The 15,067-nt window shown below is 73.8% G+C and carries 13 protein-coding genes and 1 tRNA gene; 10 read left to right on the top strand and 4 right to left on the bottom strand.

What is annotated here, in order from left to right:
* Positions 1-96 precede the first annotated feature (96 nt).
* The 3 genes from IFT72_RS01805 to IFT72_RS01815 all read right to left on the bottom strand — a co-directional run bounded on the left by IFT72_RS01805 (position 97) and on the right by IFT72_RS01815 (position 3,785).
* Positions 97-170 (bottom strand) — tRNA-Pro (locus IFT72_RS01805).
* A 106-nt stretch (positions 171-276) separates the two neighbouring features.
* Positions 277-1,227: a metallophosphoesterase gene (locus IFT72_RS01810; RefSeq protein ID WP_192045402.1), complete on the bottom strand. Its 951-nt coding sequence runs from the start codon at positions 1,225-1,227 to the stop codon at positions 277-279.
* Complete coding sequence (locus IFT72_RS01815; RefSeq protein ID WP_082514263.1) at positions 1,224-3,785, bottom strand: transglycosylase domain-containing protein; 2,562 nt, start codon at positions 3,783-3,785, stop codon at positions 1,224-1,226. The genes IFT72_RS01810 and IFT72_RS01815 overlap by 4 nt, the downstream gene beginning before the upstream one ends.
* A 50-nt stretch (positions 3,786-3,835) precedes the next feature.
* Here IFT72_RS01815 and IFT72_RS01820 point away from each other — a divergent pair, with 50 nt between their 5' ends.
* Together IFT72_RS01820 and IFT72_RS01825 are read left to right on the top strand one after the other, a co-directional pair.
* Positions 3,836-3,997 carry a hypothetical protein gene (locus IFT72_RS01820; RefSeq protein WP_185231838.1) on the top strand — a complete coding sequence of 54 codons (162 nt, stop codon included), beginning with the start codon at positions 3,836-3,838 and terminating at the stop codon, positions 3,995-3,997.
* Positions 3,997-4,467 carry a RidA family protein gene (locus IFT72_RS01825; protein WP_192045403.1) on the top strand — a complete coding sequence of 157 codons (471 nt, stop codon included), beginning with the start codon at positions 3,997-3,999 and terminating at the stop codon, positions 4,465-4,467. Before IFT72_RS01820 ends, IFT72_RS01825 begins: the two co-directional genes overlap by 1 nt.
* 48 nt (positions 4,468-4,515) lie before the next feature.
* On the opposite strand, the gene acs is transcribed toward IFT72_RS01825, so the two are convergent.
* The gene (gene acs / locus IFT72_RS01830; protein ID WP_192045404.1) at positions 4,516-6,498 is read right to left on the bottom strand and encodes an acetate--CoA ligase; all 1,983 of its coding nucleotides are present in this window, start codon (positions 6,496-6,498) and stop codon (positions 4,516-4,518) included.
* Between the two features lie 393 nt (positions 6,499-6,891).
* Here acs and IFT72_RS01835 point away from each other — a divergent pair, with 393 nt between their 5' ends.
* From IFT72_RS01835 to IFT72_RS01870, 8 genes are all read left to right on the top strand, one after another.
* Complete coding sequence (locus IFT72_RS01835; protein ID WP_192045405.1) at positions 6,892-8,016, top strand: TadA family conjugal transfer-associated ATPase; 1,125 nt, start codon at positions 6,892-6,894, stop codon at positions 8,014-8,016.
* A gap of 59 nt (positions 8,017-8,075) precedes the next feature.
* Positions 8,076-9,020: a type II secretion system F family protein gene (locus IFT72_RS01840; RefSeq protein WP_192045406.1), complete on the top strand. Its 945-nt coding sequence runs from the start codon at positions 8,076-8,078 to the stop codon at positions 9,018-9,020.
* A gap of 126 nt (positions 9,021-9,146) precedes the next feature.
* Positions 9,147-9,440, top strand: coding sequence for a DUF4244 domain-containing protein (locus IFT72_RS01845; protein ID WP_192045407.1), 294 nt, complete (start codon positions 9,147-9,149; stop codon positions 9,438-9,440).
* 36 nt (positions 9,441-9,476) lie between these two features.
* Positions 9,477-9,788 (top strand): TadE family type IV pilus minor pilin, encoded by a 312-nt coding sequence (locus IFT72_RS01850; protein ID WP_235491147.1) that lies wholly within the window; start codon positions 9,477-9,479, stop codon positions 9,786-9,788.
* A gap of 25 nt (positions 9,789-9,813) precedes the next feature.
* Positions 9,814-10,176: an Rv3654c family TadE-like protein gene (locus IFT72_RS01855; RefSeq protein ID WP_219731549.1), complete on the top strand. Its 363-nt coding sequence runs from the start codon at positions 9,814-9,816 to the stop codon at positions 10,174-10,176.
* Between the two features lie 155 nt (positions 10,177-10,331).
* Positions 10,332-13,289: a type I DNA topoisomerase gene (gene topA, locus IFT72_RS01860; RefSeq protein WP_192045408.1), complete on the top strand. Its 2,958-nt coding sequence runs from the start codon at positions 10,332-10,334 to the stop codon at positions 13,287-13,289.
* Complete coding sequence (tmk, locus tag IFT72_RS01865; RefSeq protein ID WP_056053183.1) at positions 13,289-13,915, top strand: dTMP kinase; 627 nt, start codon at positions 13,289-13,291, stop codon at positions 13,913-13,915. Before topA ends, tmk begins: the two co-directional genes overlap by 1 nt.
* Positions 13,912-15,054: a DNA polymerase III subunit delta' gene (locus IFT72_RS01870; RefSeq protein WP_056053187.1), complete on the top strand. Its 1,143-nt coding sequence runs from the start codon at positions 13,912-13,914 to the stop codon at positions 15,052-15,054. Before tmk ends, IFT72_RS01870 begins: the two co-directional genes overlap by 4 nt.
* Positions 15,055-15,067 lie beyond the last annotated feature (13 nt).

Consider the following 15,067-nt stretch of genomic DNA (forward strand, 5'->3'; position numbering starts at 1 on the left):
GGCTGGACCCGTAGGGCCCAGCCTCCCCTTCAGCGTCGTGAAGAAAGCACAGAACGACGAATGGCTGGACCCTAGGGTCCAGCCATTCGTCGTGTGTCGGGGTAGCGGGATTCGAACCCACGACCTCCTCGTCCCGAACGAGGCGCGCTACCAAGCTGCGCCACACCCCGTCATCTCGGTGGGCATCTCTGCCTGCCGAAGCAACGTGTACAAGGATAGCGGATGAATCGGGGTCCGCGTGCCACCGCCGGGCGGTGGGCACCGAGGGGGAGCGAGTCAGGCGGTCAACGTCACGACGACCGCCTCGGGGCGGCAGTCGAACCGCACGGGGGCGTAGATCGACGTGCCGAGCCCTGCGGAGATCTCGAGGTGCGCGGTGCGCCGTGCGTGGCTCCAGGTCGTCAGCCCGCTCACCTTGCTGCGGGGGATGTCGCAGTTGGTCACGAGTGCGCCGTAGCCGGGCACCCGCACCTGACCGCCGTGCGTGTGGCCGCCGAAGATGACGTCGGCGCCGTTCGTGACGAACGAGTTGAGCACGCGCTGGTAGGGCGCGTGCGTGACGCCGATGCCGATGGGGTCCGGCCCGCCCCGGTCGTCCTGCCAGCCGACGTTCTCGCGGAGGTCGTCGAGGGCACCGGGGAGGCGGTCGAGGCGGTCCCAGCCCCGGTGGGCGTCGTTCACCCCGAAGAGCTCGAGCCGGTTGCCCCGGAGCTCCAAGGCGCGTGCGGTGTTGTTCAGGTCGAGCCAGCCCAGGTCGGCGAAGAAGGCCTCCATGCGGTCGACGTCGAGCGGTGCCGGGGCCCGGTGCGGCCTGCTCGGCCCGGCGAAGTACCGGAGCGGGCTCTTGGGGACGGGACCGTAGTAGTCGTTGGACCCGTTGACCCAGACGCCCGGCACGCCGCGGAAGGGCTCGAGGGTGTACTCGAGCGCGGTGTGGGCGTCGGCGTGCCCCAGGTTGTCGCCCGTGTTCACGATGAGGTCCGGCTCGTACACCGACAGTCCGCGGACCCACTCCTGCTTCTCCGACTGCCACGGGGCGAGGTGGAGGTCGGACAGGTGGAGGACGGTGAGCGAGCGCGACCCCGCCTCGAGGATCGGGAGCACCTCGTGGCGCACGGTGAAGCGGTTGCGCTCGACCAGGGCACCCCAGGCGAACGCCCCCAGGCCGACGGCCGCGCCCGCCGCAGCGGTCGCGGCCGTCAGGCGTCCGGCAGAGAGGGGGCTCACGAGCACCCTCCGGGGTCGTTGCCGTCCTTGCCGCCGTAGAGCACGACGGAGACGGCGGTGTCCTTCGCGACGGACGTCCCCGCGGCGGGGTCGCTGCTCGCGACCCGGCACTGGTTCTTGCCGTCGCCGGCGGTGAAGCCGGAGACGCCGAGCGCGGTGGTGAAGCCGGCTCCGGCGACGGTCGCCCCGGCGCCCTTGAGGTCCTGGCCCACGAGGTCGGGGACGGTGGTGGCCAGCGAGCCGTCGGAGGTGAAGACGCGCACCGTGGAGCCCTTGGCGACGAGCGTGCCGCCGGCGGGGTCCGACCCGCTGACCTGGCCGGCCGGGAGGGTCGACGCCTGCACACCGCCGTCCTCGTACTTCAGGCCGGTGCTGCGGAGGAGCGTCTGGGCGGCGGCGGGCGTGCTGCCGGCGAGATCGGGCACGCTGACCCCGGTGCCGCGGAGGACGGCGTTCGAGGGGGCCACGAAGGCGCCGCCCGGGTACGCGGCGTTGTTGACCGTCTGGACCTCACGGAAGAAGGCCGACCGTGCGTTCGCGTAGCTGCCGTTGCGGGGCTGCACGGGCGACGAGTAGGCACGCAGGCTCTTCTTGCCGCCGGTGAAGTCGTAGTTGCCCTGCCAGATGGCCGTGGCGACGCGGGTGGACGCGCCGATGATCCAGATCTGGTCCTTGTCGTCGGTGGTGCCGGTCTTGCCGATCTCGGGGATGCCGTCGCGAGGCAGGCCGCCGACGGCCGTGCCCGACGTCCAGAGGCCCGACATCGCCTTGGCGGCGCCGGCGGCGACGTCAGGGTCCAGCGCCTGGGTGCAGGCCTGGGGCTGACCGCCGATGTCGGCACCCGAGGAGTCCTTGATGTTGTCCACGATGATCGACTCGCAGTACTTGCCGCCGGCCGCGATCGCGGCGTAGGCCGTGGCCATCGTGAGCGGGGCGACCTCGTTCGAGCCGAGGATCGACGACGGGTTCTCGTAGGCCAGCGGGTTCCCGTCGGCGCGGTGCACGCCGAGCTTCTCGGCGACCCCGGCGATGTCGGCGAGGTCGAGCTGGGAGGCCATCGCCGCGTACGCCGTGTTCATCGACTGCGCGGTGGCCGCGGCGACCGTCATGCTCCCGGGCTTCTCGCCCGCGTCGTTCTTCGGCGTCCAGCGCACGGTCGGACGGCCGTCCGCCGTGAGCTGGAAGGTGCGGGGAGTCGCGTTGACGGACTGGTTCACGCCGTTGCCCTGCTCGAGCCAGTCGATCAGGGTGAAGGGCTTGTAGGTCGAGCCGGGCTGGAAGCCGCCCGAGCCGCCGTACTGCTGGTCGGTGCTGAAGTTCACGGAGGTCTGGGTGCGGTCCTCGGACGCCACCTCGGAGAACGTCGTGTTCTGCGCCATGACGAGCACACGGCCCGTGCCGGCCTCCACGGTGTTCACGACCGAGCCGAGCTGGAGCCGGGTCTCGCTCGCCGGGGCGTAGCGGTCGACCTTCTCCTTGGCGCTGGCGGTGAGGTCGAGGTCGAGGGTCGTGTAGACGTTGTAGCCGCCGGTGGCCCAGTTCTTCTCGCGCTCCTCGGGCGAGGAGCCCAGGACGGCGAGGTTCTTGATGTTCTTCTTCACGTAGTCGCAGAAGTACTGGGCTCCGGCTGCCGTGACGGCCGCACAGCCCTGCGTCGGCGTCGTCAGGTGCACGTAGCTCGCGATGTCTGCGGCCAGGGCCGCCTGCATCGTCGGCTCATCGATGAAGCCCTCGGCCTTCATCGACTTGATGATGACGTCGCGTCGAGCCTTGTTGCCCTCGTACTTCTCCGGAGTGGAGAGGTTGCGGGTGTCGGGGTACTGGACGATGGCGATGAGGCTCGCGGCCTCCTCGACGGTCAGGTCGAGCGCCGACTTGTTGTAGTAGTGCTGGGCGGCGGCCTGCACGCCGTAGGTCTGGTCGCCGAAGTACGCGATGTTGAGGTACGCGAGCAGGATGTCGTCCTTGGAGTACTTCTTCTCCAGCCCGATGGCGAACTTCATCTCCTCGAGCTTGCGGTCGAGCGTGGTCGTCGTCGCCTCCTTGTAGGCGGCGTCACGCTCCTCCTGCGTGTCGAGCTGCTGCGACTGGGCGATGCGGATGTTGCGCACCAACTGCATGGTCAACGTCGACCCGCCGCCGCTGGCCCCCAGCTCGCCGCCCCCGAGCGACCCCGCCGCGGCGCGCACGAGCGACGTGACGTCCACCCCGCCGTGGTCGTAGAAGCGGCGGTCCTCACCGGCGAGGACGGCGTTCTTCAGGTTGCCCGAGACCTGGTCCCACTTGAGCTCGACGCGGTTCTCGCTGTAGAGGGTCGCGAAGGGGACGTCCTGCCCGCCCTGCTTGGCGTAGAGCGTGTTGCGCTGGGACAGCTTGCCGATCTCGATGTACTCGGGGATCGACTCGAAGACCCCGATCGAGCTCGAGGCGGTCATGCCCGCCACGGCGATCGCCGGCGTCACGCCGATGGTGACGAGGAGGCCGGCCAGCACGCTGAAGCCGACGAATCCGAAGAGCGCCCCGACGACGGACGTGGGCTTCGATTTTTGGGCAGACATAAGATCAGGGTAAGTGACACCGACGACATCCGAGCTGATAGGAACCACAAATGGTCCTTTGGGAGTACATGACCACGCCGCTCATGGTGCACAACAGCACCGCGATCCTGAACAACTGGGGGAGCGAGGGCTGGGAGCTCGTGCAGGTCACGCAGGGGCCGGAGGGCGGCCCCGTCGCCTGGTTCAAGCGCGAGAAGCCGCAGGGCGCCTGATGGCCGACGTCGCCGCTCGCCTCGCCGAGCTCGGCCTCGAGCTCCCCGCCGTGGCCGCCCCCGCGGGCGACTACCTCCCCGCCGTCCGCAGCGGCCAGCTGGTGTTCACGGCCGGCCAGCTCCCGTTCGTCGACGGCGCCCTCCCGGCGACCGGCGTCGTGGGCGAGGCCTCCGGGCTGGTGACGCCGGAGGCCGCCCGTGACCTCGCAGCACGGTCCGCGCTCAACGCCCTGGCCGCCGCGGCGACCGTGCTCGGTTCGCTCGACGAGGTCGTCCGGGTGGTGAAGGTGACGGGCTTCGTCGCGTCAGACCCGGCGTTCACCGGGCAGCCCGGTGTGATCAACGGCGCCTCCGAGCTGCTGGGCCGGGTGTTCGGCGAGGCCGGCCGCCACGCTCGCAGCGCCGTCGGCGTCGCCGCGCTGCCGCTCGGCAGCCCGGTCGAGGTCGAGCTCGTGCTCGAGGTCGCCTGACCCCGCCCGGCCGCAGGGCTCCCGACCGGGAGCCCTGCCCGGTGGGCATCAGCGCAGGCCGGCGCTGATCGCGCTCATCACGGCCGCGTCGGCGAGCGTGGTCGTGTCCCCGACCTCCCGGCCCTCCGCGACGTCACGGAGCAGGCGCCGCATGATCTTCCCCGAGCGGGTCTTGGGCAGCTCGTCGACCAGCACGACGGTGCGCGGTCGGGCGATGCTGCCGATCTGGCGCGCGACGTGCTCCCTCAGGGCGACCACCGCCTCCTCGGGGGCCTGGGCGCCGCGGGCGCCGTCGCGCAGCACCACGAAGGCGACGACGGCCTGCCCGGTCGCCTCGTCCGCCGCCCCGACGACGGCCGACTCGGCGACCGAGGGGTGGGCGACGAGCGACGACTCGATCTCGGCGGTCGAGAGCCGGTGCCCCGACACGTTCATCACGTCGTCGACGCGCCCGAGCAGCCAGATGTCGCCGTCGTCGTCGCGACGAGCGCCGTCGCCGGCGAAGTACCGGTCGCCGAAGCGCCCCCAGTAGGTCTCGACGTAGCGCTCGTGGTCGCCCCAGATGCCGCGCAGCATCGACGGCCACGGCTCGGTGACGACGAGCAGCCCGCTGCCGCCGGGGCCGACGGGTGCCCCGTCGTCGTCGACCACGTCGACCACCACGCCCGGCACCGGCGTCTGAGCAGCCCCGGGCTTCGTGGCGGTGACGCCGGGCAACGGCGAGATCATGATCGCGCCGGTCTCGGTCTGCCACCACGTGTCGACGACGGGAGTGCGGCCCGAGCCGACCACCTCGCGGTACCAGAGCCAGGCCTCGGGGTTGATGGGCTCGCCGACGGAGCCCAGCAGGCGCAGCGACGAGAGGTCGCGGGCGAGGGGCAGCTGCCGCCCGGCCTTCATCGCGGCACGGATGGCCGTCGGGGCCGTGTAGAAGAGGGTCACCCCGTACTTCTCGACGATGTCCCACCAGCGCCCGGGAGCGGGGGAGTCGGGGGTCCCTTCGTAGAGGACCTGGGTCGCGCCGTTCGCGAGGGGCCCGTAGACGACGTAGCTGTGGCCGGTGATCCAGCCGACGTCGGCGGTGCACCACCAGACGTCGGTGGCCGGGCGGAGGTCGAAGACCGTCGCGTGGGTCGTCGCGACCTGGGTCAGGTAGCCGCCGGAGGTGTGCAGGATGCCCTTCGGTCGGCCCGTGGTGCCGCTCGTGTAGAGGATGAACAGCGGGTGCTCGGCCGGGAAGGGCTGCGCGACGTGCTCGTCGCCGACGCCGTCGAGGGCCTCGTGCCACCAGAGGTCGCGGCCCTCGACCCAGTCGACGGCCTGGCCGCCGCGGCGCACGACGAGCACGGTCTGGACGGTCGACGGCCCGCCCGTGGCGAGCGCAGCGTCGACGGCGGGCTTCAGGGGCGACACCGTTCCCCGTCGCCAGCCGCCGTCGGCGGTGACGACGACGGTCGCCCCGGCGTCGTCGATGCGGGCACGGAGGCTCTCGGCGCTGAACCCGCCGAAGACGACGGAGTGCACGGCGCCGAGGCGGGCGACGGCGAGCATGACCACCACCGCCTCCGGGATCTGGGGCAGGTAGACGACGACGCGGTCGCCCGCCCCGACGCCGAGCGACGCGAGCAGGTTCGCGGCGCGCTTGACCTCCCGGGTCAGCTCGTCGTAGGTGACGGCACGGCTGTCGCCGGGCTCGCCCTCCCACAGCAGGGCGACGCGGTCGCCGTGGCCGGCCTCGACGTGCCGGTCGAGGCAGTTGTAGGCCACGTTGAGGGCGCCGTCGGCGAACCAGCGGGCGACGGGCGCCTCCGTCCAGTCGAGCGCCTCGGCGGGAGGGCGGTGCCAGGTGAGGCGCTCGTGGGCCTGTCGCAGCCAGAAGCCCTCCCGATCCGCGGCGGCCGCCGCGGCCAGCTCCGGGCCCGCCGCGGCCTCCTCGACGAACTGCGCCGAGGGCGGGACGACCAGGCCGGGGGAGGCGGCCGCCCCGTGGTCGTCACCGGTGGGGGTGGAGGGGGCGGTGCCGTCGGTCATGTCGGTCCTCTCGCGTCGTCGCGGTGCGGCGGCCGGGGCCGTCGCGCCGACCCTACTCCGGCGGCCGGACGCCGCAGGCGCGCCCGGCACCTCGACCGGCGCCGCGACACACCGAGACGGATCGGCCTCACCCGTGGCGTCCGAGCGGGTAGCTGGGGTACAGTGATCAACGTCGGGATTCGTCCTGGCAGGCAGTGCGAGCGATTCCCCCCGATCCAGCACTGCCGTGGCGGCACCCGTTCCCCCCGACTGGTGCCGCCCCTCTCGTTTAACCCGGTCGTCGCCCCCGGGTGGCCGGGGCGTCGTCCCTCCCCAGGACGCTCCGAACGAAGTCGTTCCGGGCTCGGCGTGCACTGATCTGTCTGCGTGGCCGCCGCTGGCTAGCGTCGGCGGATGGACGAGACCGATCGTGGAGCTGCCCGGAGTCACCCCGACCTCACCCGCGGGTGGCCGCCGGGGCGGTACGTCCCCGACGTGCCCGGGAAGCGGGGTCGTGATCGGGGTACGTCGGGCCGTTCCGGGGTACAGGTCGAGGCCGCCCGAGGAGCCTCCGCGCACCGCGAGGCAGACTTCAGCGCGGTCGGCCACGACCTGGGGCCGCTCAGCGCGCTGCTCGACGACGACGTCACCGACGTGTTCGTGAACGGAGGCGCGGGCACCTGGGTCGACCGGGGCGCGGGGGCCCGCCCCGACCCTCGCGTGCACCTCTCCGAGGGCGACGTGCGCTCACTGGCCGCCCGGCTCGTCGCCCGGGGCGGGCGGCACGTCGACGAGGCGACGCCCTGCGTCGACGTGCGGCTGCCGGGGGGCGTGCGCGTGCACGCCGTGCTGCCGCCCGTCTCGACGAGGGGCACCCTCCTCTCCGTCCGGCTGCCTCGCCCCGAGCCGCTCGGCCTCGACGAGCTCGCGGCCGCCGGCTTCTTCGCACCGGGCGACCACGCCGTCGTGCGGGGGCTGGTGGAGAATCGCGCGAACGTCCTCGTGACCGGCGCGGGAGGGGCGGGCAAGACCACCTTCCTGGCGGCCTTCCTCTCCGCTGCCGACCCGGCCGACCGCGTCGTCCTGATCGAGGACGTCGCGGAGCTGCGCCTCCGGCACCCGCACGTGGTCTCGCTCGAGGCCCGACAGTCCAACCTGGAGGGCGTGGGCGGCATCGACACCGCGCGCCTGCTGCGGGAGGCCCTCCGGATGCGTCCCGACCGGCTCGTGGTGGGGGAGTGCCGGGGCGTGGAGGTACGCGACCTCTTGTCGGCCCTCAACACCGGGCACGACGGCGGAGCCGGGACGCTGCACGCCAACGGGCTCGCCGACGTCCCCGCCCGGCTCGAGGCCCTCGGCGCCGTCGCCGGCCTGGCCCCGTCGGCCCTCGCCCGGCAGGCGGTCAGCGCCGTCGACGCCGTGCTGCACGTCGAGCGCCGGGACGGTGGTCGGCGGCTCGCGCAGATCGGCTCGCTGGCCCTGGGCCCGTCGGGCGAGCTCGTCGCCCGGGCGGGCCTCCGCGCGGCGGAGGAGCCGTGAGGCGGAGGCGGCCCCTGAGGCGGCACGACGGGGCGGTCGCCGTCGAGCCGGGTCGACCGGTGCGGAGGGCACCGCCCACGGCGGTCGCCGTCGTCCTGGAGCGCACCGCCGTGCTGCTCGGGGCGGGAGTGGCCCCCGCGTCGGCCTGGCGGCACCTCGCCGGGTCGGAGCGCCACGCCGTGGTGGCTGCCGTCGCGGAGCGCGTCGGCACGCAGGCAGCCCGCGGCTCACCGGTCTCCGTCGCCCTCCTCGACGCCCTCCGCAGCAGGCCCTTCGCCCGCGTCCCGGACGGGCTCCGCGCGGACAGGGAGTGGCGTCAGGTCGCGTGCGCCTGGCGTGTGGCCGAGCAGAGCGGGGCGCCCCTGTCGGACTGCCTGAGGTCGTTCGCCCGCGCCCTGCGCCAGTCCGAGGAGGTGCGCCACGAGGTGGAGGTGGCGCTCGCCGGCCCCCGCGCCGCCGCGCGGATCGTGCTCGGGCTCCCCGTGGTCGGCCTCCTCTTCTCCCTCGGCTCCGGCGTCGACGCGGGGGCCGTGCTGGTCTCGCCCCTCGGCGGAGCGTGCCTGGCGGGCGGCGGGGCCCTGGTCGCCGCCGCCCGGGCCTGGAACGCCCGTCTCGTCCGCGGAGCGACGCCGCCGGGCGACGTGCCCGGCCTGCGGCTGGAGCTGCTGGCCGTCGCGCTCGCGGGAGGCGGCTCGTGGCAGGGGGCGGTGGCGCTCGTGGCCCGAGCCGTGGAGGAGTGCCTCGTCGACGGGCCGTCCGGCGACGACGACGGCGCCGCCGTCCTGGAGCTGTCCCGGCGGGCGGGCGCGCCGGCGGCCGAGCTCCTCCGGGCCGCCGCCGTGGAGGAGCGGCTGGAGGCCGCCACCACGGCGCGCTCGGCGGCGGCGCGGCTCGGGTCGACCCTGATGCTCCCCCTGGGGGCCTGTGTCCTCCCGGCCTTCCTGCTGGTGGGGGTCGTCCCGCTCGTCGCGGCACTCGTCTCCTCCACCGCCGGCGTCCTGTGATCCCTCTCCCCAGGCCGGCGTCCCCGCCCGAGTGCCGGGGCCGGGGAGGCCGCACACTCGCACCAGGTCGCCGCGGCGGCCCGCCGACCCGGCCGGGTCGGCGAACGACGAGAAGAAGAGGACTTCATGACCACTGCCCAGACATCCGTCACCCGCTGCTCGGCGCCTGCGGGCGGGTCCGCGCCCGCCAGGTCGTCCGCCGCGCTCCGACCGGGCGGGCCCGACGTTCCCCGGGCCGCACCGCGGCTCCGGCGACTCGTCGCGCACCTGCGCTCGGAGGTCGGCGCCGCGACGGCGGAGTACGCGATCGTCATCATGGCCGCGGTCGGCTTCGCCGGCGTGCTGCTCGCCGTGATGCGCAGCGACGAGGTGCGGGCCGTGCTCAGCGACCTCGTGCGGTCGGCCCTGTCGGTGGGCTGACGGGTGCCCCGCGGGCTCCGCGACGACGCGGGGAGCGTGACCGTCGAGTTCGCGGTCGTGCTGCCCGCCGTCCTGCTCCTCCTCGCGCTGGTCGTCGGGGCGTCGGCCGCCGCCGCGCAGTCGATCCGCCTCGCCGACGCGGCGGCGGTCACCGCCCGGCAGACGGCCCGCGGCGACGGCGGGCGGGCCGCGGCGGTGCTCGGGCAGCTCGCGCCCGGCGCCGCGGTGCAGTCGACCGAGGGCGAGGGGCTCGTCTGCGTGGTCCTCCGCCGACCGGTCGACGCGGGCCCGCTCACGGGCGTCGTCGTCCTGACCTCCCGCAGCTGCGCCCCGGCGCTCGGGGGCTGACGTGGGAGGGAGGGCGCCGGGCCCCGTGCCCGGCGACGAGGGGGCCGCCTCCGTCCTGGTCGTGGCCGTCCTCGTGGGGGTCGTCGTGCTCGCCGTCGCCGTCGTGGGCGGCGGGCGCGCCCTGGCGGAGCGCAGCCGGGTCAGCGGAGCCGCCGACGCCGCGGCGCTGGCGGCGGCCGACGTCGCCGCCGGTCTGGTCGCGGGGTCGCCCTGCGACCGGGCCGGGGCCCTCGCGACGGCCAACGGCGTCGTCCTCACGAGCTGCCGCGTCGACGAGCTGGTCGTCACCGTGAGGGTGACGACGAGCCTCGCCGGGGTGGTCGTGGGGGCCTCCGCGACGGCGGGTCCGCCGGCGACCGGCACCGTGCCTCCCGGGCTCCCGCCGTGAGGTGGCCGCCCGCCGCGTGTGTGTATGGTGTGCCTGTCGGCGGCACACGTCAGCGCCGTCGCGCTGGTCGGGGTGCGACGCGAGTCGCCCGCCGCCGACCGTCTGACCGGCCTCCCGGGGCTGGTCCCGTCGTTCCCCCCAATGCAAGGAGTCCCGTGCCAGGCACGAAGAAACTGGTCATCGTCGAGTCGCCCGCGAAGGCCAAGACGATCGCCCAGTACCTCGGCAGCGGCTACGAGGTGCTCGCCTCGGTCGGCCACATCCGCGACCTCGTCGAGCCGAAGAACCTGCCGGCCGAGCTGAAGAAGGGCTCGCTGGGCAAGTTCTCCGTCGACGTCGAGAACGGCTTCGAGCCCTACTACGTCGTCTCCGACGCCAAGAAGAAGACGGTCTCCGACCTCAAGCGCGCCCTCAAGGGCGCCGACGAGCTCTACCTCGCCACTGATGAGGACCGCGAGGGCGAGGCCATCGCGTGGCACCTCCTCCAGGAGCTCAAGCCGAAGGTCCCCGTGAAGCGGATGGTCTTCCACGAGATCACGAAGGACGCCATCCAGCAGGCGCAGGAGAACACGCGCGAGCTCGACACCGCGCTCGTCGACGCCCAGGAGACCCGGCGCATCCTCGACCGGCTGTACGGCTACGAGGTCTCGCCGGTCCTCTGGCGCAAGGTCGGCCCCGGCCTCTCCGCCGGTCGGGTGCAGTCCGCCGCCACGCGGCTCGTCGTCGACCGGGAGCGCGAGCGGCTCGCCTTCGTCTCGGCCTCCTACTGGGACCTCACCGCGACCTTCGAGCCCGACGGGGAGGCGCTGCCCTTCTCCTCGAGGCTCGTCCGGGTGAACGGCTCGCGCGTCGCCAGCGGCCGTGACTTCGACGACCGCGGCCGGCTCAAGGGCGAGGCCGTCTCGCTCGACGAGCAGTCGGCCACGGCGCTGACGCGGGCCCTCGAGGCCGAGGGCGTCGACGTCGTCGTCTCGTCGGTCGAGTCGAAGCCCTACACGCGGCGCCCCGCCGCGCCCTTCACCACGTCGACCCTGCAGCAGGAGGCGGCGCGCAAGCTCCGCTTCTCCGCCCGCCAGACGATGAGCGTCGCGCAGTCCCTGTACGAGAACGGGCACATCACCTACATGCGCACCGACTCGCCGTCGCTGTCGCAGCAGGCCACGAACGCCGCCCGGAAGCAGGCGGCCTCCCTCTACGGCGCCGAGACGGTGCCCGAGAAGCCCCGCACGTACGCCGGCAAGAGCAAGAACGCGCAGGAGGCGCACGAGGCGATCCGCCCCTCGGGCGACACGTTCCGCACGCCGAGCGAGATGCAGGGCGCGCTCCGCGGCAACGACTGGAAGCTCTACGACCTCATCTGGAAGCGCACCGTCGCCTCGCAGATGGCCGACGCCAAGGGCTCGACGGCCTCGGTCGTCGTCTCGGCGACGACGCCCGACGACGTCGCGGGCATCACGCCCCGCACCGCCGCCGGGACCCTGGCGGAGTTCGTCGCGACCGGCACCGTCATCACCTTCCGCGGCTTCCTCGCCGCCTACGAGGAGGGCCGGGACGAGGACCGCCACGGCGCCGCCGAGACCGCCGACGCGAAGCTGCCCGTGCTGGCCGAGGGCCAGCACCTCGTCCTCGACGACGTCGAGGCCAAGGGCCACGACACCAGCGCGCCGCCCCGCTACACGGAGGCGAGCCTGGTCAAGACCCTCGAGGAGCTCGGCATCGGGCGGCCGTCGACGTACGCCGCCATTATGTCGACGATCGTCGACCGCGGCTACGTGACCCCGCGCGGCACCGCCCTCGTGCCGAACTGGATCGCCTTCTCGGTCGTCCGGCTGCTCGAGGAGTACTTCGGCGACCTCGTCGAGTACGACTTCACGGCCAGCATGGAGGACGACCTCGACCAGATCGCCGGCGGCGACGCCGACCGGGTCGACTGGCTGAACGGGTTCTACTTCGGCAACGAGACCCACCGCGGCCTGCGCAAGGTCATCGACAACCTCGGCGAGATCGACGCCCGCGACATCAACTCCATCCCGCTGGGCGAGGGCATCACGCTCCGAATCGGCCGCTACGGTCCGTACCTCGAGGCGCCCGGCGACGACCCGGAGACCCCGCGGCGCGTCAACGTGCCCGAGGACCTCGCCCCCGACGAGCTCACGCCCGCCAAGGCGCGCGAGCTGATCGAGGCGCCCGTCGTGGGCGACCGCGTGGTCGGGACGAACCCGGAGTCGGGCAAGGAGGTCGTCGCGAAGGACGGCCGATTCGGCCCGTACGTCACCGAACGCACGCCGGAGGAGGTCGAGGCCGACCCGGCGACCGGTGAGGTCGTCGAGGCTCCCGCCGCCGCCGCCGCGCCCGCGACCGGGGCCGCGGCCCCGGCCAAGAAGCCCGCTGCGAAGAAGGCCGCCCCGAAGGAGCGCACGGCGTCGCTCTTCAAGAGCATGAGCGTCGACACGATCGACCTGCAGACCGCCCTCGCGCTGCTCGACCTGCCCCGCACCGTCGGCCTCGACCCCGAGAGCGGCGACGAGATCCAGGCCCAGAACGGCCGCTACGGCCCGTACCTGAAGAAGGGGACGGACACCCGGTCGCTCACCTCGGAGGACCAGATCTTCGAGATCGACCTCGCCGGCGCCCTCGAGGCGTTCGCGCAGCCCAAGTACGGCGCCCGCCGAGCCAGCAGCGCGCTCGCCGAGTTCGCGGCCGACCCGGTCAGCGGCAAGCCCATCAAGGTCAAGGACGGCCGCTTCGGGCCCTACGTGACCGACGGCGAGACGAACGCCACCATCCCCCGCGGAGAGACGGTGGAGGAGGTCGACTTCGACCGCGCCGTCGAGCTGCTCGCCGACAAGCGCGCCAAGGGCCCGGCGAAGCCGAAGGCCAAGGCCCCCACCAAGAAGGCACCGGCCAAGAAGGCCCCCGCCAAGAAGGCGCCCGTGAAGAAGGCCGCGACGACGAAGGCCGCCACGACCGGGGCCGCGACCGCGAAGGCCGCGACCACGAAGGCCGCCACGACGAAGGCCGCGACCGCGAAGGCCGCGACCGCGAAGGCCGCGGCCGCGAAGGCGGCGGCGACCGAGGCCGCGTCGTCGACGACCGACTCGACTGGCGAGTAGTGGCGGGCCTCTTCGTCACGTTCGAGGGCGGCGACGGCTCGGGCAAGACCACGCAGGCGGGCCTGCTCGAGTCGTGGCTGACCGAGCAGGGTCGTCGGGTCGTGCGCACCCGAGAGCCGGGCGGCACCGACCTGGGGCTGGAGCTGCGCGAGATCGTGCTGCACCGCCGTGGCCACATCGCCCCGCGCGCCGAGGCGCTCCTCTACGCGGCCGACCGGGCCCAGCACGTCGACACCCTCGTCCGCCCCGCGCTGGAGCACGGCGACGTCGTCGTGCAGGACCGCTACATCGACTCCTCGGTCGCCTACCAGGGCGCCGGTCGCGTGCTGGGCGGCGACGAGGTGCGCGACCTCTCGCGCTGGGCCGTGGAGGGCCTCGCCCCCGACCTGACCGTCCTGCTCGACCTCGACGAGGCCGCGGCCCGGTCGCGCCTCGACGCGTCGCGCACCACCTACGACCGCCTCGAGGCCGAGGCCCAGGACTTCCACGCGAGGGTCAGGGCCGCCTTCCTCGCGATCGCCGACGCCGAGCCCGAGCGCTTCCTCGTCGTCGACGCGACCCTGCCCGTCGACGCGATCGCCGCCTCCGTCCGGTCCCGCGTCGAGACCCTCCTCGACCGCCCGTGACGTTCTGGGACGACCTCACCGGCCAAGCCGACGCCATCGACTCCCTGAAGGCGGCGGCCTCGGCCGACCCGGCGAACTCGTCGATGACGCACTCCTGGCTGATCACCGGCCCGCCCGGCTCGGGCCGCTCGAACCTGGCCTACGCCTTCGCCGGGGCGCTGCTCGCCCGGGGCGACGACGACGAGGCGACCGCGCGCCAGGTGGCGGCACGGTCGCACCCCGACCTCGCGGTGCTGAGCACGGAGCGCATCATCATCACCATCGACGAGGTCCGGTCGCTCGTCGCGGCCTCGCAGTTCTCGCCCTCCGTCGGGCGGTACCGCGTCGTCGTCATCGAGGACGCCGACCGGATGACCGAGCGGACCTCCAACCTGCTGCTCAAGGCCCTCGAGGAGCCGCCGCCCCGCACGGTGTGGATCCTCTGCGCGCCGAGCGAGGCCGACCTCATCCCGACGATCCGGTCCCGCGTGCGGAGCGTGCGCCTCCGCGTCCCGTCCGTGCACGACGTCGCCGCCCTGCTCGAGCGCCGGGGGGTCGAGCCCGCCACCGCCCTGGTCGCCGCCCGCGAGGCGCAGAGCCACATCGGGATGGCCCAGCGGCTCGCGACCAACCCCGAGGCGCGCGCCCGACGGCGGACGACCCTCGAGACCGCCCTCGGCATCCGCTCGGTCTCCGATGCGGTGATCGCCGCCTCCACCATGCTCGCCGTGGCGGGGGACGACGCCAAGGCCATCACCGAGGAGCGCGACGCGGAGGAGCGCGCGAGCGCCCTGCGCTCCCTGGGCGTCGAGCCCGGCGGCACCGTCCCGCCCGCGCTGCGGAGCCAGCTGCGCGCCCTCGACGACGACCAGAAGCGCCGCGCGACGCGCAGCCTCCGCGACGGCATCGACCGCATCATGGTCGACCTGCTGTCGCTCTACCGGGACGTCCTCCTGCTGCACCTCGGCGTCGGCGACGACCTCGTCAACGAGAGCATCCGGCCGCAGCTCGAGCAGGCGGTGACGGCCTCGACGCCGGCCACCACCCTCGCCGTGATGGACGCGGTCAGCGTGGCCCGGCGGCGCATCGAGTCGAACGTCGCCCCCGCCCTCGCGCTGGAGGCGATGCTGGTCGCCGTCAGCAGGCACGCGGTCCGGTGAGGCAGGATGTGCC

Source organism: Frigoribacterium sp. CFBP 8754, assembly GCF_014841815.1.
In the GTDB taxonomy this organism is placed as follows: Bacteria; Actinomycetota; Actinomycetes; order Actinomycetales; family Microbacteriaceae; genus Frigoribacterium; species Frigoribacterium endophyticum.